The sequence below is a fragment of the Aquimarina sp. I32.4 genome, assembly GCF_002924285.1.
GTDB lineage: Bacteria > Bacteroidota > Bacteroidia > Flavobacteriales > Flavobacteriaceae > Aquimarina.
The window spans coordinates 28,830-49,010 of the sequence record NZ_PGUB01000017.1 but is presented as its reverse complement, the minus strand read 5'-3'; the positions used below and the strand labels follow the sequence as shown (position 1 = coordinate 49,010).

The following is a 20,181-nucleotide window of genomic DNA, read 5'->3' as shown; positions in this document are numbered from 1 at the left end:
TGATAATTTAAGCTCAATATGATTTTTCTCTATTCTCTTTCTTAAACAATACTCGACCTGATGTTTTTTTTAACTAGGTATGAGCTTGCGGTGTTTATAGAAGTGTGGTTGTAATAGTGATGTTAACTTGATTTAATGTAAGGAGGAAGTGTTCTTTTATAGATGTTTTTTAGGTTGAAAAGAACGGAGGTGAAGATATCAAGTTATTTTCTGTAAAAGCCTAGTCTTGATTATAAATATTCTTTATTTCATTTCAAAAAAAACTTGAGTTTATGGTTTTTGTGTTCTTGTAGGTTTATGTGAATTCACGATTCTTAAAAGGTGTTGGTGTAGAAAGGGTGTTTGCACTAAAAAAAGAATAAAAAAAACTCCTGAAATTACGCTCAGGAGTTCTTTATGGATGTTGTTGTGGTATAGTCTTGTTACTTTTTCTCTGGTTTAAATATGAATGCGTTTGGAAATTTTGCGTGTACTTCTTTTAAGGCTCTATCGGCTTCTAGCCTTGTTCTGTAATTCCCCATCCATACTTTGTAGTTAGGGGTCTCCCATTGGATAGATGAATCCCAATCAGGGAAGGCTTCTTTAGATGCTCTTGTAATTTCATTTGCCTTGTTTAGGCTTCCATAATATAGTTGAATTTTGTAACGATCACTAAACTCTCCGTCTTTTTCCATTTTTGACTTTATATCAAGAAGCATTTTTATTTTGGGATCTTGGTTGATAGTAACAGAGGCTTCTGGCTGTGAGTACGTATTTGCTTGAACAAAAGTGTTTTGATTTGAAGTTTGATCTGAATCATCTTGAGCGCTTAAAGTGCTGATAATTAAAAAGAAGAAACTAAATAAGGGTGTATAGTTCGAAGTGTTTAATATTCTCATTACAAATTGATTTAATGCAAAGGTAAAGTTTAATAGTTTAAAATTGTTAATTTGTTTTATTTAGAATTAATATAAATTAATAGTTAACGGTTCTCTAACATTTCTAAAATCGACTTATTGTAGTACTTTTGTTACCGAATTAAATGTGCCGGTTTTTATGTCTTTTTGTTAAAGATAAAAGAAAAAACCATACCAAAATTAAGACGATAATTCTACTTGAAGATATGAAACAGGTGAAACACCGAAATTCAGCCTCTAAAATCCTAATCCTAGGAACTGTTTTTTTATTTACTTTTTTTAATCCTGTGTACGCACAGGATGCACCAGCTGTTGATGCTGCTGTTGCAACTGAAGCTTCATCTGGAGGAGATGTAGCCAAAGGAGAAGAGTTGTTTAAATCACTTTGTGCAGCTTGTCATAAGCGATATAAGAAAATGACAGGCCCTGCGCTTTTTGGAGTTGCTGATAAGTATGAGAAAGAATGGATATATTCTTGGGTAAAGAATAGTACTGCAATGATTGCCTCTGGTGATGCGCAGGCTGTTGCTATCTATGAGGAATATAACAAGACTGCAATGAATGCTTTTCCGCAGTTGTCTAATGCTGATATAGATAATATAGTAGCATATGCAATGGTGCCAAAAGCTGATCCGCCACCACTGCCACAAGGAGGAGGTTCTGAGGTTTCAGGAAATAACGGTTCTGGTATTTCTGTTAATGTGATGTTAGCAATACTGGCATTGGTGTTCTTGATGCTTGTAGTAGTGTTGTTTTTGGTAAACAAAACACTAAGAAATTTTGCAGAAGCAAACAATGTAGTATTGCCACAATCAAAAGGAAGAACTCCAATATGGAAAGCTTTTATTGAGAATCAATTCTTGGTACTTGTTACAGTAGTTCTATTAATGTTAGCTAGTGGGTACTATGTGTATGGCTACTTTATGCAGGTAGGAGTTGATCAAGGGTATCAGCCAGTTCAGCCAATACATTATTCACATAAGATACATGCTGGAGATAATGAGATAGAATGTAAGTACTGTCACTCTTCTGCTAGAGTAAGTAAAACATCAGGAATTCCTGCTCTAAATGTATGTATGAACTGTCATAAGTCTATAAGTGAAGTGGCAGAGGCTACCGCGACAGCAGAGCATTCAAAAGAATTTTATGATGGAGAAATCCAGAAGTTATATAAAGCAGTTGGATGGGATGCAGATTCGCAATCATATACAGGTAAAACAGAACCAGTAAAATGGATTAGAATTCATAACCTGCCAGACTTTGCATACTTTAATCACTCTCAGCACGTAACTGTAGCAGGAGTAGAGTGTCAAAAATGTCACGGTCCTGTAGAAGAGATGGAAGTTATGTATCAATTTGCTCCACTTACAATGGGATGGTGTGTTAATTGTCATAGGGAGACCAACGTAAAAGTTGCAGACAATAAATATTACGAGAAAATTCATAAAGAACTTTCTAAGAAATATGGTGTAGATCAGCTGACAGCTGCTCAGATGGGTGGTTTGGAATGTGGTAAGTGCCATTATTAATAATAAAAAAATTGTTTCCGTAGTTGGAAGAATAGTAAGAAGCTAATATCAATTATATATGTCATCAAACAAGAAATACTGGAAAAGTGTTGAAGAGCTAAACGAAAATAGCTCTATTGTTGAGACGCTACAACAAAATGAATTCGTAAAGGAAATTCCTACGGATGAGTTTTTAGGTGATAAATCATCGTTAGAGAATTCTTCGACATCACGTCGTGATTTTCTTAAATATGTAGGTTTTAGTACAGCAGCTGCTTCATTGGCAGCATGCGAAGGTCCCGTTAAAAAATCGATACCATATGTGGTTCAGCCGGACAGAATTGTTCCTGGTGTGGCAAACTATTATGCTACTACAATTGCAGATGGGTATGACTTTGCTAGTGTCTTAATAAAAACTAGAGAAGGTAGACCAATAAAAATAGAAAAAAACAATTTAGCTAAAACTAATTCTGATGCCAATGCAAGAGTACACGCTTCTGTATTGTCATTATATGATAGTGCAAGGCTTCAAGGACCAAAAAAGGGAAATGAAGATATTAGCTGGGATGCTTTAGATAAAGAAGTAAGTTCTAAGTTGAATAACTTAGGAGGTAAAGAACTTGTGTTGTTAACACAAACATATGCTAGTCCTTCTACTGCAAAACTAATTTCTGAGTTCAAAGCAAAACATCAAAACGTAAGACATGTAGTGTATGATGCAATTTCCAATGATGAAGCGTTGGATGCGTATCAATTAATGTATGGTAAAAGAGCGCTTGCAGATTATGATTTTGCAAAAGTAGATACGATTGTAAGTATAGCTGCAGACTTTTTAGGAGATTGGCAAGGAGGAGGGTACGATGGTGGTTATGCACAAGGTCGTATTCCTAAGAATGGAAAAATGTCTAGGCATGTACAGTTTGAGGCAAATATGTCTTTGACAGGTGCTAATGCAGATAAAAGAGTGCAGGCTACTCCATCACAACAAAAGCAAGTATTAGCTGCATTGTATAAATATGTTACTGGTTCAGGAGGTTCCAAAGGAGGTCTTGATTCAGGATTGGATGCTCAGGTTGTAAAAGCAGCAAAGCAAATACAGAAAGCAGGAAGTAATGCGGTAGTTGTTAGTGGTATTCAGGATGTTGATGCTCAGTTGTTGGTTTTAGAGATTAATAAAGCAATACATAGTAAAGCATTTAATGAGAAAACCCCTCGTACAATACGGAAGGGTGATGCTAAAGCAGTAGCACAATTAATAAAGAGTATGAATGCAGGGCGAGTAGGTGCCGTGTTAGTTGCTGGAGTTAATCCAGTATATTCATTACCGAATACAGAAGAATTTAAGACAGGTCTTGAAAAAGTAGATATCTCAGTTGCATTTAGTATGCATAATGATGCAACAGCAGAATTGTGTGACTATATAGCTACAACACCTCATTATTTAGAATCATGGGGAGATGTCGAATTGAAGGAAGGAAGCTATAGTTTGATGCAACCTACAATTAGACCGTTATTTGATACAAGACAATTTCAGGAAACATTGTTGAAATGGACTGGAAATACAGCTACGTATCATGAATATATAAAAGATGCATGGACTGGGATTCTAGGTAATACTTCTTGGAACCAAGCTTTGCATGATGGGGTATTAGAGAAACCAGCTCTTGTAAAACAAGAACTGGTAGATGCAATAGCGATGCCTGAAGGAGATGTTGTAGAGGGTGCCTCTGTAAAATCTACAAGTCCTGATGTTGATTCTGCAGCAAGAAGATTGTCTACTGCAAAATCAGCTGAATTTGAACTTACATTATACACAAAAACTGCTTTAGGAGACGGTCAGCAAGCGAATAACCCTTGGTTACAAGAATTGCCAGATCCAATATCTAGAGCATCATGGGATAATTATTTAACAGTTTCTGGGGCAGATGCAGATGCATTAGGGTTGACAAATGAAAATGTTGCCAATGGAGCTTTAAATGGTAGTTATGCAAAAATAACTGTAGGTAAATCTGAGCTTATTGTTCCTGTTCTTATACAGCCAGGGCAAGCAAAAGGTTCTGTAGGATTAGCCTTGGGTTATGGTAAAACAAAAGGAGTTAAAGAAGATATGAAAGTTGGGGTAAATGCATATCCTTTGTATCAAAATTTTAACGACGTTCAAAGTGTTTCTATAGTTGCAGTAGGAGGAGTTCATGAATTTGCGTGTGTGCAGTTGCATAATACGTTAATGGGGCGGGGAGATATTGTAAAAGAAACTACATTAGAAGTATTTAATACAAAAGATAAACATTATTGGAATGCAATTCCTGAAGTAAGCAAAAATCATATAGAATTTGAGGTTACTTCACCAGAAGTAGACCTTTGGGATGAATTTGATCCATCAATAGGTCATCATTTCAATCTTTCTATTGACTTGAATGCTTGTACTGGATGTGGAGCATGCGTTATTGCTTGTCATGCAGAAAATAATGTGCCTGTAGTTGGTAAATCAGAAGTGCGTAGATCTAGAGATATGCACTGGTTGCGTATTGACCGTTATTACTCTTCAGAAGAGAGTTTTGATGGTGATAATCAAAAGAAAGATAATATTGCAGGATTAGGAAGTTCATTGTCTGAGTTTGGAGAGATGGAAAATCCATCAGATAACCCTCAGGTAGTATTCCAACCAGTAATGTGTCAACATTGTGACCATGCGCCTTGTGAGACTGTATGTCCTGTGGCAGCGACATCACATGGTCGACAAGGACAAAATCATATGGCATATAACCGTTGTGTAGGTACAAGATATTGTGCAAACAACTGTCCATATAAAGTGCGTAGATTTAACTGGTTCTTGTATAATAACAATGACGAGTTTGACTATTACATGAATAATGACTTGGGTAGAATGGTACTTAATCCTGATGTAACTGTACGTTCTAGAGGGGTTATGGAGAAGTGTTCTTTCTGTATCCAGTCTACGCAAGCAATTATCTTAAAAGCAAAACGTGAAGGAAGACTTGTAGAAGCAGGAGAGTTTAATGATTCTTGTGCTTGTTCAGCTGCTTGTTCATCAGGAGCAATGCGTTTTGGAGATGTAAATGAAGAAGGTAGTAAAATTGCAGAGCTAGTAAAAGATGACAGAGCGTATCATTTATTAGAGCATGTAGGAGTAAAACCAAACGTAGTATATCAGACTAAAGTAAGAAATACTACAGAAGCCTAATTAACTAAAATAAAGAATCAATTCAATTATAAAGGATTATGTCTCATTACGAAGCACCTATAAGAAAACCTTTAGTAACCGGTGATAAAACATATCATGATGTAACATTAGATGTTGTAGCGGCGGTAGAAGGAAAAGCAAATAAGTCTTGGTGGATTGTGTTTTCAATCTCACTTATTGCGTTCCTTTGGGGTATGGGTTGTATAATATATACAGTCTCTACAGGTATTGGAACCTGGGGATTAAATAAAACAGTTGGATGGGCCTGGGATATCACCAATTTTGTATGGTGGGTAGGTATTGGTCACGCTGGAACCCTTATTTCGGCGGTACTGTTATTATTCCGCCAGAAATGGAGAATGGCAATTAACCGTTCTGCGGAAGCAATGACGATCTTTGCTGTAGTTCAGGCAGGATTGTTCCCAATTATACACATGGGGCGTCCTTGGTTGGCGTATTGGGTATTACCTATACCAAATCAATTTGGATCATTATGGGTAAACTTTAACTCACCATTGCTTTGGGATGTATTTGCGATATCAACATACTTATCAGTATCATTAGTGTTCTGGTGGACAGGTCTTTTGCCTGATTTCGCAATGATTAGAGACCGTGCCATTACACCATTTAATAAAAAGATTTATAGTTTACTTTCTTTTGGGTGGAGTGGAAGAGCAAAAGACTGGCAACGTTTTGAAGAAGTATCTTTGGTTCTTGCAGGTTTAGCAACACCACTTGTACTTTCTGTACATACGATTGTATCTTTTGATTTTGCTACTTCTGTAATACCAGGATGGCATACCACGATATTTCCACCATATTTTGTGGCAGGAGCGGTATTTTCTGGATTCGCAATGGTAAATACACTTCTTATTATTATGAGAAAGGTATCGAATCTAGAAAATTACATCACCATCTTGCATATAGAGTTGATGAATATTGTAATAATGATTACGGGGTCTATAGTAGGGGTAGCTTATATTACTGAGTTATTCGTCGCATGGTATTCTGGAGTAGAGTATGAGCAGTATGCATTTCTTAATAGGGCAACAGGACCTTATTGGTGGGCATATTGGGCGATGATGACATGTAATGTGTTCTCTCCACAGTTTATGTGGTTCCCAAAATTGAGAAGAAGTATTATGTTCTCTTTTATTATTTCTATTGTAGTAAACATAGGGATGTGGTTTGAACGTTTTGTGATTATCGTAACCTCATTACATAGAGATTACTTACCATCTTCATGGACGATGTTTTCTCCAACCTTTGTAGATATAGGAATATTTATAGGTACGATAGGATTCTTTTTTGTCTTGTTCTTACTGTACGCAAGAAGCTTCCCAGTTATTGCTCAGGCAGAGGTAAAATCAATACTGAAATCTTCGGGTGAGAAATATAAGAGATTAAGAGACGCGGGGAAAGATCATAGAGATGAGCTTCCTAAGAGAGAGGTAAAAATAATTCGAGAGGATGTACAAGTATCTTCAGAAAATGTGGCAGTAGAAGCAAGTCAAGAAGACATTAATAGTTTATTAGGTAATCTTGGATCTTTTGACCCATCTACTCAAAAGGCAGATGATCTTAAGCAAGTAAATGGTATCGGCCCTGTAATGGAAAAGAAACTTAATGAGATCGGAATATTTACTTTTGATCAAGTGAGTAAAATGACCTCTACAGAGTATGATATATTAGATAGTATTACAGGATCTTTCCCTGGTAGAGCACAACGTGATGATTGGGCTGGTCAGGCACAACAACTAAAAAATAACTAAGAGTATGGCATCAAAAGTTATACATGCACTATATATTGATGACGATATCCTGATGGATGCCGTTAAGAAAGTTCGAACAGAACATTATCATATCGAAGAGGTTTATACCCCTTTTCCAGTCCACGGGCTAGATAAAGCAATGGGATTACCTCATACACGTTTGGCTATTACAGCCTTCTTATATGGTTGTGTCGGTTTGACTATAGCAACTGTGATGATGAATTATATCATGATAGAAGATTGGCCTCAGAATATTGGTGGAAAACCAAGTTTTAGCTACCTTGAGAATATGCCTTCTTTTGTGCCGATTATGTTTGAACTTACCGTGTTTTTTGCAGCGCATTTAATGGTAATAACCTTTTATATGAGAAGTAAGTTATGGCCGTTTAAGAAAGCAGAAAATCCTGATGTAAGAACTACAGATGATTATTTCTTGATGGAGGTTGACGCAGGGAGTCATGATGTAGATCATCTTATTAGTTTCTTGGGTAATACCGGAGCAGTAGAAATTAAAGTAATAGATAAGGAAGAAGATAACCATTAGTAATAATGAAGAATACTATAAAAATATTAGCAGCGGCAGTAGTGATAATTTGTGTTGTTTCTTGTCAAAATAAATCAAAGCCTAATTATCAGTATATGCCTAATATGTATGAACCAGTAAGTTATGAAACTTATGGGGATTATAAGGTTTTTCCAGGTAGTCAGGAAGCGATGTTGCCTGTAGAGGGGTCTATTCCTAGAGGATGGATGCCATATGAATATGAAAATTCAAATAATGGATATCTTCAGGCTAAAGATAGTCTGAAAAACCCTATTCGTTATACCAAAGAAAACGAAGAAGTAGGTAAAGAATTATATGATATCTATTGTGCAATTTGTCATGGAGGAAAAGGAGATGGTAAAGGTACATTAGTGAAAAGAGAAAAAATTCTTGGGGTTCCTAGTTATGCAGATGTAGGTAGAGCAATCACAGAAGGGAGTATTTATCATGTAATGTATTACGGGATTAATTCAATGGGGTCTTATGCTTCTCAGACAAGTGAACACGAGCGCTGGCAAATTGTTCAATATGTGCAAAAATTAAAAGCTGATCTAGAAGGTAAAACACCTCGAATTGATACAGAGGTTGTAGAAGTGGTAGAAGTAGTTGTAGATGAAAAGCATGAAGAGCTGGCAAACGATCATCAAGAACCAGCAAAAGATCATAGTAACGCACATTAATAGTGCATTAGTAAAAAAGTTAAGAATAACGATATTATAAAGATATGTATACGCTATCAAATAGATTAAGATTATTTTCTATCATCCTTATGGTTGTAGGTTTAGTAGGTCTTGTTGTTGGATTTGCACAAAGGCCTGGATCTATACAGGAAGTAAAAGAAATGATGGCAACGCACGACGCTCACGGCGGTGGTCATGGAGAATCACATGCAGAAAAAAGCGACCATGGAAAAGAAACTCATGGTGAAAAAGCAGACGAAGAAGATGCTCATGGAGGAGATGCACATTATGAGCATGTTTTACATCAATTACAAAACAAGCCTTGGGCGTCGTTATATGTAGCCGCATTTTTCTTTTTTATGATAGCCTTAGGTGTATTGGCATTTTATGCAATACAGTTTGCGTCACAATCAGGTTGGTCCCCAGTACTCTTTAGAGTTATGGAAGCTATTACAGCATACCTAGTACCTGGTGGAATTGTGCTTTTTGTAATCTTGGCATTATCAGGATTTCATATCAACCATTTATTTGTTTGGGCAGACCCTAAGGTGGTAGAACACGATGCACTTCTTCAAGGTAAAGCAAGTTGGTTAAATGGTACATGGTTTATTATTAGAGCAGCATTCTTTTTAGCAGGCTGGATGTTATACCGTCATTTTGCGGTAAAATATTCAAGATTGCAGGATGAGGATTCAACAGGTAATAAATGGTATAAGAAAAGTTTTAAAATATCGGCAGCGTTTTTGGTGTTCTTTATTTATACAGAATCTATGGCATCATGGGATTGGATTATGAGTTTTGATCCACACTGGTTTAGTACGTTGTTTGGGTGGTATGTATTTGCAAGTTTATTTGTTTCAGGAATTACCACAATAGCTTTGTTAACTATTTACTTAAAGTCTAAAGGGTATTTAGAGTTTGTAAATAATAGCCATATTCATGATTTAGCTAAATTTATGTTTGGTATCAGTGTTTTTTGGACATATCTTTGGTTTTCACAATTTATGTTGATATGGTACTCGAATATTCCTGAAGAGGTAACGTATTTTATTACTCGTATAGAAGATTATAATTTACCATTTTTCGGAATGTTAGTGATGAACTTTATTTTTCCATTATTAGTATTAATGAATAGTGACTTTAAACGTGTAAACTGGTTTGTTGTAATGGCAGGAATTGTTATTCTTTGTGGACACTATATAGATATTTTTAATATGATAATGCCTGCAACTGTTGGTAAATCTTGGTTTATAGGGATCAGCGAAATTAGTGCTGTGTTATTATTCCTTGGATTGTTCTTGTTTGTAGTGTTTAGAGCATTAACCAAAGCACCTTTGTTAGCTAAAGGAAACCCATATATAGAGGAAAGTAAGCATTTCCATTATTAATTTGAATTGTAAAAAAAGAAGATAGATAAAAATGACTGTATTCTTAACCATAGTAGTTATAGCGCTTTTTGGAATCACCTTATGGCAAATGTCAAAAATATTGAATTTGTCAAAAGTAAGTGGAGAAGATAACTCTCAAGTAGCAAATGATAAGGATAATAACTTACAAGGTAAGTTAATGCTTGTATTTGTAGTGCTTTTTTATATATTGATGGCATATTGTTTTATTCAGTATAACTCATATTTTTTACCTGAATCAGCTTCAGAACATGGAGTAGATTATGATAGATTGATGCTGATATCAATGGTGTTGATTATGATTGTACAAATCCTTACTCAAGGGTTGTTGCACTTTTTTGCATACAAATACAGAGGTAAAAAAGAAAACAAAGCATTGTTCTTTGCAGATAATGATAAATTAGAATTTATTTGGACTATTATTCCAGTAATAGTACTTGCTGGATTAATTATATATGGATTATTTACTTGGACCGATATCATGAATATTGATGAGAATGAAGGAGATCCATTAATCGTAGAGTTATATGCATATCAGTTTGACTGGCGTGCAAGATATGCTGGTGCAGATAATGAATTAGGTAAAGCTAATGTGCGTTTTATCGAAGGTATTAATACATTAGGATTGGATGTCTCTGATGGTTACGGAAAAGATGATAAAATAACAAATGAACTACACCTGCCTGTAAATAGAAAAGTAATTTTTAAGATGCGATCTCAAGATGTATTGCATTCTGCATACATGCCTTTCTTTAGAGCACAAATGAATGTTGTTCCAGGTATGATTACTGAATTTGCATATACACCAACTCTTACTTCTGAGGAGATGAGAAATAGTGAGTTTATGATAGAGAAAGTTGCTACTATCAACAAAATCAGAAAAGAGAAAAGTAAAAAATTGGTTAAAGCGGGAGACGAAGCTTTAGAAGAGTATACTTTTGATTATTATTTGCTGTGTAATAAAATATGTGGAGTATCACATTATAACATGCAGATGAAGATTATCGTAGAATCTGAAGAAGATTATGAAGCTTGGATAAAAGAGCAAACTACTTTTGGTGAGCAGTTATCAGCACAAGCAAGCAATTAAGAAAGATAATAATAATATATCATATTAAATATAGATAAGGATATGTCAGCAATAGCAAACGTACACGATCACGCAGAAGACCATGCTCACGATCACGGACATCATCATAAAGAAACATTTATTACCAAATATATCTTTAGTGAAGATCATAAAATGATCTCTAAGCAATATTTGATTACTGGTTTAATCATGGGAATCATTGGTATTGCAATGTCTCTATTGTTCAGAATGCAAATAGCATGGCCTGATCATAAATTTACGGCTTATGAAGTTTTATTAGGTAAGTTTGGTGAAGATGGAGTTATGGATCCAGGAATCTATTTAGCTTTAGTTACAATACATGGTACTATAATGGTATTCTTTGTATTAACTGCAGGGCTAAGTGGTACGTTTAGTAATCTTCTTATTCCATTGCAAATTGGAGCACGAGATATGGCATCAGGATTCCTGAATATGGTGTCTTACTGGTTATTCTTTTTGAGTAGTATAATCATGATTTTATCATTATTTGCAGAGGCTGGACCTGCATCAGCAGGATGGACAATCTATCCTCCGTTGAGTGCATTACCACAAGCCATTGGTGGATCTGGTACAGGAATGACGTTGTGGTTAGTGTCTATGGCAATATTTATAGCCTCTTCTTTATTAGGTTCTTTAAATTATGTGGTAACAGTAATTAATTTGCGTACCAAAGGAATGTCAATGACAAGAATGCCACTTACAATATGGGCTTTCTTTGTGACTGCTATTATTGGTGTGGTTTCATTTCCAGTGTTATTATCAGCAGCATTATTGTTGATTATGGATAGAAGTTTTGGTACTTCTTTTTATCTAAGTGATATTTATATACAAGGAGAAGTATTACATAACCAAGGAGGGTCTCCTGTACTTTTTGAACATTTATTCTGGTTCTTAGGACATCCAGAGGTATATATTGTATTACTACCAGCTTTAGGTATTACATCAGAAGTTATAGCAACAAACTCGCGTAAACCAATATTTGGATATCGTGCAATGGTTGCTTCAATATTAGCGATTGCATTTTTGTCTACAATCGTATGGGGACACCATATGTTTGTATCAGGAATGAATCCGTTTTTAGGTTCTGTATTTACATTTACAACCTTATTGATTGCAATCCCTTCAGCTGTAAAATCGTTTAATTATATAACCACACTGTGGAAAGGTAATTTACAATTTAATCCAGGGATGTTATTTTCTATAGGATTGGTATCTACTTTTATTACAGGAGGACTTACAGGAATTATATTAGGAGATAGTACATTAGATATTAACGTACATGATACATATTTTGTAGTAGCACATTTCCATTTAGTAATGGGTATATCTGCATTGTATGGATTATTTGCAGGAGTGTACCACTGGTTCCCTAAGATGTATGGTAAAATGATGAATAAAAACTTGGGGTATGCACATTTTTGGATAACAGCAATTGGAGCATACGGAGTGTTTTTTCCAATGCACTTTGTTGGAATGGCAGGATTACCAAGACGTTATTATACCAACTCTAACTTCCCGTATTTTGATGATTTAGCAGATACAAACATATTAATTACAGTATTTGCATTTATTGCAGCTTTTGCTCAATTGATATTCTTATATAACTTTATTACCTCTATGTTTTACGGTAAAAAAGCAGAACAAAACCCTTGGAAATCTAATACACTTGAGTGGACGACTCCTGTAAAAGCTACACATGGTAACTGGCCTGGAGAGCTCCCAATAGTACATAGATGGCCTTATGATTATAGTAAGACCAATGAGGATGGAGAGTATGTTATAGCTGGACAAGATTATGTACCGCAAACTGTTCCTTTGCAAGAAGGAGAAGAAGAAATGCATCACTAAAAAAAGAATAGACAGGATAACAGTACAGGTATAAATTAGCTGTTAGCCTTATAAAATAAAAAACGCTCAGAAATTCAATTTCTGAGCGTTTTTTATTAGGATATACGTAGTTTAGTAATATCTCAACAGATGCTTCACCATTTAGAGTTATATCAGCTATATCTTAATGTGTAATTGGTATTATAGGTAATAGATAAGGCTCAGGTTTTTCTAGTATCTTTGTGTTGATTAAATATGATCTATACAATACCTTTTACTCAATTCAATATATGAACGAAAACCTCGATCCAACAAACGACAATTTTTCTAATGAAGATCTGGATGTAGAAAAAGCATTAAGGCCTCTTGCCTTTGATGATTTTGCTGGTCAGGATCAAGTTCTCGAAAATCTGGAAATTTTTGTTAAGGCTGCGAATTTAAGAGAAGAAGCATTGGATCATACCTTATTCCATGGCCCTCCTGGTCTTGGTAAGACGACATTGGCGCATATTTTGGCAAATGAATTAGAGGTGGGTATCAAAGTTACATCAGGACCAGTTTTGGACAAACCTGGGGATTTGGCAGGTTTATTAACAAATCTAGATGATAGAGATGTTTTGTTTATTGATGAAATACATCGATTAAGTCCTATTGTAGAAGAATATCTATATTCTGCTATGGAGGATTATAAGATCGATATTATGATCGAAAGTGGCCCTAATGCACGTACAGTACAGATTAATCTTAACCCATTTACATTGATAGGAGCAACAACCCGTTCGGGATTGTTAACAGCACCTATGAGAGCTCGTTTCGGGATACAATCACGATTACAATATTATACCACAGAATTATTATCTACCATAGTGCAACGTAGTGCGTATATCCTAAATGTTCCTATTTCTATGGAAGCAGCTATTGAGATAGCAGGTAGAAGTAGAGGAACACCAAGAATCGCAAATGCTTTATTACGTAGAGTAAGAGATTTTGCTCAAATTAAAGGAAATGGAAAGATCGATATAGAAATCTCTAAGTTTGCCCTCAAAGCATTGAATGTTGATGCACATGGTTTGGATGAGATGGATAATAAGATTTTGATGACGATGATAGATAAATTTAAAGGAGGCCCTGTAGGGTTAACTACAATAGCTACAGCGGTAAGTGAAAGCCCTGAAACTATAGAAGAAGTCTATGAGCCTTTTTTGATTCAACAAGGGTTTATCATGCGTACTCCCAGAGGTAGAGAAGTAACAGAAGCAGCCTACAAACATCTAGGAAGAGTAAAAGGAGGAATTCAGGGAGGTTTGTTTTAAGCAAATAATCTAATAAGTATATCATATGGGGTACAGAGAAATCCCAACAGTTTCTTTTTTTAAGGTAATTCAGAATGCAAGTCGTATTCTCAAAAATCCACTTCCTTTTCATCGAGAGAATTTTGAAAAATCAGGAGATATTTTCAAAGTCAAATTAGGGTTTGGAAAATCAGCAATTTTTATTCGAGATGCAGGTTTTGCTAAACATATGCTACAAAAACAGCACAGAAAATATACAAAGTCTGCATTACAAACAAAAGATTTGGCCAAATATATAGGAGAAGGCTTACTTACTTCTAGTGGTGAAAAATGGTTAAAGCAAAGGCGTTTGATCCAGCCAGCATTTCATAAACGAAAGTTGGAACTACTTATAGGAACAATCAAAGAAGTTATTGAGGAAGAAGTCTCTAAAATTACTACAGAAAAAAATACAGATATTTTTCCTGCAATGAGTGATTTGGCTTTTAGAGTGGTTGCAGAATCATTATTTGGATATACTGATACAGGAAATACGATAAGTAGATTGCAATATATAACAGAAAAGGCACAAGAATCTCTGATTAAAGAAATAAGACAACCCTATAAAAAATGGTGGTTTCGCTTTAGCGGAAAGATAAAAAAGACTTTTCAGTTAACACAAGAGGCAAGAGATATCCTTACTGTTATTATAGAAGATAGAAGAAAATCAAATCAAAGCCACAATGATCTTTTGGATATGTTGTTAACAGCAAAATACGAAGATGGAAGCTCCATGGATAATGAGCAATTGATTGATGAAATTTTAATCTTGTTTATTGCAGGTCATGAGACAACATCAAATGCATTAACCTTTACATTGTTGTTGTTAGCATTGCACCCCTCGATTCAGGAAAAGGTATTTAATGAAGTCTCTATAACTGCAGAATACGAATCTATAATAGAAGAAATAGGACAATATCAATATACCAAACAATGTGTTGAAGAAGCAATGAGGCTATACCCGCCAGCATATTTTTCTGATCGAGTCGCAATAGAAGATGATACCTATAATGATATTAAACTACAAAAAGGCGATACGATTTTGATTTCGTTTTATGAAATTCATAGACATCAACAATTTTGGGATAGCCCATCTACCTTTGATCCAGATAGATTTGGTCTCAATATAGATAAAAAACAATATTCAGATTGTTACTTTCCTTTTGGCGCAGGGCCCAGAATGTGTATTGGTAATAATTTTGCAATGTATGAAATGATTCTGGCGATAAGTACTTTGATAAAAAAATACCATATCACTACACATCTCAAAGAAATTGAAATTAAACCTTTGATTACTCTAAAACCAGAGAATGCAATCATAAAACTTGTACCTAGGTAGAAGATCGTAATATCTCTTATTGGTATCGAATCGGTTCTTTTTTGCAATAGTTATATACTATTTCTTTTAATCTTCATGTATTTGGTATTTTTACAAAAACAATGAAGTTTATTAAACAAACGATATGATACTTGTTTACAGAGATGAGATTTTATTGACAGTCATAATAGTAGTGCTGTTGTTTTTTGTGTTGTTGATAACAAAACAGGTGATTAAGAAGTTTTCGGTTTTAAGAGCTATAAATCCAAATCGAAGAAAATTAATACGTAATCTATCATATCTGTTTCATTATCTTATTGCAGGAATAGCTTTAGTTGTTGTCTGGGGAGTTAAGTTTGAAGAATTTAGTGTTTTTATATCTTCAATACTAGCTGTTATAGGGGTAGCTTTTTTTGCACAATGGTCAATTTTATCAAATCTTACAGCTAGTATTATCTTATTTTTTAGCCACCCAGTAAGAATTGGAGATCGAATACGAGTGTTGGATAAGGATTTTGACTGGACAGGAGAAGTTAAAGACATTACTGGTTTTTATCTATTTATGATTACAGATACAGGAGAAAATATAACATTACCTACTTCATTGGTGATTCAAAAAGGTATTCAGATAATGAATAAGCTTCCAGAGGAGCAAATTCATGATAAAGAAGAAGTATAATTGAATTCTAAAACCCAATATACCGAGCTTATTAAAACAGAGGCAAAACGTTTAGGTTTTTTGTCTTGTGGTATTTCTAAAGCAGCATTTCTAGAAGAAGAAGCACCTAGATTAGAAAAGTGGCTCAATCAAAATATGAATGGGCAGATGTATTATATGGAAAATCATTTTGATAAGCGTTTGGATCCAACTAAGTTGGTTGATGATTCAAAAAGTGTAATCTCATTACTACTCAATTATTTTCCTTCAGAAACTCAAAAAGATCCTGATGCTCCAAAGGTTTCTAAATATGCCTATGGTACAGATTATCATTTTGTGATCAAAGATAAATTAAAACACTTATTACATTTTATTCAAGAAGAAATAGGAGAAGTTCATGGTAGAGCCTTTGTTGATTCGGCACCAGTTTTAGACAAAGCATGGGCAGCAAAAAGTGGACTGGGGTGGATAGGTAAAAACAGTAATCTGCTGACACAAAAAGTAGGTTCTTTCTATTTTATAGCCGAACTTATTATTGACCTAGATTTAGAATACGATACTCCTGTTACCGATCACTGCGGAACCTGTACGGCATGTATAGATGCTTGCCCTACCCAAGCAATCGTAGAACCTTATGTAGTTGATGGCAGCAAATGTATTTCTTATTTTACTATAGAGCTTAAAGAAGAAATTCCATCATCATACAAAGGGAAATTTGATGATTGGATGTTTGGTTGTGATGTATGCCAAGATGTGTGTCCATGGAACCGATTCTCGAAGTCACATAACGAACCTCTTTTTGATCCAAAACCAGAACTATTGGATATGTCAAAAAAAGATTGGGAAGAAATTACTCAGGAAGTCTTCTCTAAAGTGTTTCAGAAATCAGCAGTAAAGAGAACCAAATTTTCAGGATTAAGTAGAAATATTAAGTTTCTTAAATAGTGATATCGTTTTTTAAAAATTAAAATGACTTAAATACAAGAAATTACTCGTTGTAGATTTTTTAGAGTTGGGCAGGTGTTGTAAATCAGTGATTTAATGTGATTTTTTGAAGATTCTTTTGCATTAATTTTTGCATGTCAAACAGACTTGTACCTTTGTATGTATTCAATGAATGTTTTTGTACGATTTCATATGAGAAATGGTATTGCATTTAATTTACATTCACAAATTTATCTTGATAGCGTATGAGTATCGAAAGTAAAAGAAGAGAGGCATTAGTATATCACGCTAAGCCTACCCCCGGAAAAATAAAAGTCGTCCCTACAAAAAAGTATGCGACCCAAAGAGACTTATCGTTAGCATATTCTCCTGGAGTAGCAGAACCTTGTTTAGCAATAGAAAAAGAAAAATCAGACGTTTATAAATATACAGCAAAAGGAAATTTGGTTGCTGTAATATCAAATGGTACAGCCGTTTTAGGGTTAGGAGACATAGGTCCCGAAGCCTCAAAGCCAGTGATGGAAGGTAAAGGGCTTTTGTTTAAGATCTTTGCCGATATTGATGTGTTTGATATAGAGGTGGATACCAAAGATGTAGATGCTTTTATAGAAACGGTTAAAAATATTGCACCCACATTTGGAGGAATTAACCTTGAGGATATCAAAGCTCCTGAAGCTTTTGAGATAGAAAGACGCTTAAAAGAAGAGTTGGATATTCCTGTAATGCATGATGATCAACATGGGACAGCCATAATTTCTGCGGCGGCATTATTGAATGCTGTAGAAATTGCAGAGAAAAAACTAGAAGAAGTTAAAATTGTAGTTAGTGGAGCAGGAGCAGCTGCAGTGTCATGTACCAGATTATATAAAGCTTTTGGTGCAAAGTCAGAGAATATAGTGATGACCGATAGCAAAGGAGTAATCCGTAAAGACCGTGATAACCTTACCCCAGAAAAAGCTGAATTTGCTACATCAAGAGATCTCAATAACCTAGAAGATGCTATGAAGGATGCAGATGTGTTTATAGGTTTGTCAATGGCCAATTTGGTGACGCCAGATATGTTGATATCGATGACAGATAATCCTATTGTTTTTGCAATGGCTAATCCAGATCCCGAAATAAAATATGACTTGGCGATAAAAACGCGTAAAGATGTTATTATGGCAACTGGTAGAAGTGATCATCCTAATCAGGTTAATAATGTACTAGGATTTCCATTTATTTTTAGAGGAGCATTAGATGTAAGAGCAACTGCAATTAATGAAGAAATGAAGATGGCAGCTGTAAAAGCATTGGCAGAATTAGCCAAAGAGCCAGTTCCTGAGCAGGTAAATATAGCGTATGGAGAAACACGTCTTAATTTTGGTAAAGAATATATAATACCTAAACCTTTTGATCCAAGATTGATGGCCAAAGTGCCTCCTGCGGTAGCAAAAGCTGCAATAGAGAGTGGAGTGGCAACAGAACCTATTACTGACTGGGAAAAATATGAAAATGAGTTGTTGGAGCGAATGGGTAACGACAATAAATTAGTGAGATTATTGTTGGACAGAGCAAGAACAAACCCAAAACGAGTTGTTTTTGCAGAAGCAGACCACTTAGATGTGTTAAAAGCAGCTCAAACAGTAAAAGAAGAAGGTATTGCTTACCCTGTATTGTTGGGACGTAAAGATGTTATACTAGAATTAATGCAAGAGATTGATTTTGATCCTGCTGATATTGAAATCATAGACCCTAAAGCAGATGAAGAGAGCGAGCGTAAAAATAAGTATGCCAAAAAGTATTGGGAAGCCAATAAGCGTAAAGGAATTACCTTGTATGATGCAGAAAAATTAATGCGAGAACGCAATTATTTTGCAGCAATGATGGTCAATGAGAAAGATGCAGATGCACTACTTTCAGGATATTCTAGAAGTTACCCAACCGTTGTTAAGCCTATATTAGATCTTATAGGTCTAGCAAAAGGGTCGACTAGAATTGCGACTATGAATGTGATGATGACAGAAAAAGGACCTTTATTTATTAGTGATACATCAATCAATATTGATCCTTCTTCAAAAGAATTAGCAAAAATTGCGCAAATGACAGCTAAGACCGTAGAGATGTTCGGGGTAAAACCTGTAATGGCAATGATTTCTTATGCTAATTTTGGGTCATCAAAACACCCAGATGCTACAAAAGTACAGGATGCAGTAGCATATTTACATAGATATTATCCTGATCTAATTGTAGACGGAGGATTGCAAATGAATTTTGCTTTAAACAGAAAAATGAGAAAGGATAAGTTTCCGTTTTCTAAGCTTAATGGGCAAAAGGTAAACACATTGGTTTTTCCTAATTTGGATTCAGCAAATAGCAATTATAAACTATTAAGTGAGCTAAATAATGCAGAATCTATAGGTCCTATTATGATGGGTATGAATAGACCAGCTCACATTCTTCAACTAGGAGCAAGTGTAGAAGAGATAATCAATATGGCTGCAGTGGCTGTAATTGATGCTCAAGAGAAAGATAAAAGACAGGCGCCTCTATCATAAGTTGATGATAGTATTTGTTATAGTGCTATCAATAAATAAAACATTTAAACCTTCTTTGTGTATTAAAATTTATTCTTGAAGTAATTTTAATACACAAAGAAGATTTTATTCGAAAAAACCTTCCTACCTGCCAAAAAGACGTTCCGTTAGACTCGGATGTCTCAAAATTAGACTTTGAGTCTCCAAAATTAGAGAAGAACTACCCAAATTTAGACACTCGAACCCCAACGTTGAGTCTCGTCACTCTAAAATTGAGCCTCCTAAGTCTAAATTTTTATCAAATTAACCCAACAGAAGGTAAAATCGCACCATCACATGGTAGAAGAACCCCAACGTTGAGACATAAGGTCTCAAATTTGGAGCATAATACCGTAATAGAATATAATTCTCCAGTTATTTGTTGTACATGCTATTAAGAAGAAAAAATAATAAAATATAGAAAA

14 protein-coding genes are annotated in these 20,181 nt (G+C 35.0%); 13 read left to right on the top strand and 1 reads right to left on the bottom strand.

The window, feature by feature from the left end; all coding sequences use genetic code 11:
• Positions 1-422: 422 nt before the first annotated feature.
• On the bottom strand, positions 423-878 hold the full coding sequence (locus CVD18_RS05860) for an SPOR domain-containing protein (RefSeq protein WP_103864512.1): 456 nt from the start codon (positions 876-878) through the stop codon (positions 423-425).
• Positions 879-1,102: 224 nt separating this feature from the next.
• On the opposite strand from CVD18_RS05860, the gene CVD18_RS05855 reads away from it, so the two are divergent.
• The 13 genes from CVD18_RS05855 to CVD18_RS05795 all read left to right on the top strand — a co-directional run bounded on the left by CVD18_RS05855 (position 1,103) and on the right by CVD18_RS05795 (position 19,738).
• Complete coding sequence (locus tag CVD18_RS05855) at positions 1,103-2,425, top strand: c-type cytochrome (protein WP_103864521.1); 1,323 nt, start codon at positions 1,103-1,105, stop codon at positions 2,423-2,425.
• A 58-nt stretch (positions 2,426-2,483) separates the two neighbouring features.
• A complete protein-coding gene (locus CVD18_RS05850; protein WP_103864511.1) occupies positions 2,484-5,609 on the top strand; it encodes a TAT-variant-translocated molybdopterin oxidoreductase in 3,126 nt (1,041 codons plus the stop codon).
• Positions 5,610-5,644: 35 nt separating this feature from the next.
• Positions 5,645-7,381, top strand: coding sequence for an NrfD/PsrC family molybdoenzyme membrane anchor subunit (nrfD, locus tag CVD18_RS05845; protein ID WP_103864510.1), 1,737 nt, complete (start codon positions 5,645-5,647; stop codon positions 7,379-7,381).
• Between the two features lie 4 nt (positions 7,382-7,385).
• Positions 7,386-7,925: a DUF3341 domain-containing protein gene (locus CVD18_RS05840; protein WP_103864509.1), complete on the top strand. Its 540-nt coding sequence runs from the start codon at positions 7,386-7,388 to the stop codon at positions 7,923-7,925.
• Positions 7,926-7,930: 5 nt separating this feature from the next.
• The gene (locus CVD18_RS05835; RefSeq protein WP_103864508.1) at positions 7,931-8,605 is read left to right on the top strand and encodes a cytochrome c; all 675 of its coding nucleotides are present in this window, start codon (positions 7,931-7,933) and stop codon (positions 8,603-8,605) included.
• 44 nt (positions 8,606-8,649) lie between these two features.
• Positions 8,650-9,993, top strand: a complete 1,344-nt coding sequence (locus CVD18_RS05830) for a quinol:cytochrome C oxidoreductase (RefSeq protein WP_103864507.1) — start codon at positions 8,650-8,652, stop codon at positions 9,991-9,993.
• 31 nt (positions 9,994-10,024) lie between these two features.
• Positions 10,025-11,101 (top strand): cytochrome c oxidase subunit II, encoded by a 1,077-nt coding sequence (locus CVD18_RS05825; protein WP_103864506.1) that lies wholly within the window; start codon positions 10,025-10,027, stop codon positions 11,099-11,101.
• 42 nt (positions 11,102-11,143) lie between these two features.
• Positions 11,144-12,970: a cbb3-type cytochrome c oxidase subunit I gene (locus tag CVD18_RS05820; protein ID WP_103864505.1), complete on the top strand. Its 1,827-nt coding sequence runs from the start codon at positions 11,144-11,146 to the stop codon at positions 12,968-12,970.
• 269 nt (positions 12,971-13,239) lie between these two features.
• Positions 13,240-14,262 carry a Holliday junction branch migration DNA helicase RuvB gene (gene ruvB, locus CVD18_RS05815; protein ID WP_103864504.1) on the top strand — a complete coding sequence of 341 codons (1,023 nt, stop codon included), beginning with the start codon at positions 13,240-13,242 and terminating at the stop codon, positions 14,260-14,262.
• 25 nt (positions 14,263-14,287) lie between these two features.
• The gene (locus CVD18_RS05810) at positions 14,288-15,619 is read left to right on the top strand and encodes a cytochrome P450 (RefSeq protein ID WP_103864503.1); all 1,332 of its coding nucleotides are present in this window, start codon (positions 14,288-14,290) and stop codon (positions 15,617-15,619) included.
• A gap of 124 nt (positions 15,620-15,743) precedes the next feature.
• Positions 15,744-16,277 carry a mechanosensitive ion channel family protein gene (locus tag CVD18_RS05805; protein WP_103864502.1) on the top strand — a complete coding sequence of 178 codons (534 nt, stop codon included), beginning with the start codon at positions 15,744-15,746 and terminating at the stop codon, positions 16,275-16,277.
• On the top strand, positions 16,278-17,201 hold the full coding sequence (gene queG, locus CVD18_RS05800; protein WP_103864501.1) for a tRNA epoxyqueuosine(34) reductase QueG: 924 nt from the start codon (positions 16,278-16,280) through the stop codon (positions 17,199-17,201).
• Positions 17,202-17,446: 245 nt separating this feature from the next.
• Positions 17,447-19,738 (top strand): NADP-dependent malic enzyme, encoded by a 2,292-nt coding sequence (locus CVD18_RS05795; RefSeq protein WP_103864500.1) that lies wholly within the window; start codon positions 17,447-17,449, stop codon positions 19,736-19,738.
• Positions 19,739-20,181 lie beyond the last annotated feature (443 nt).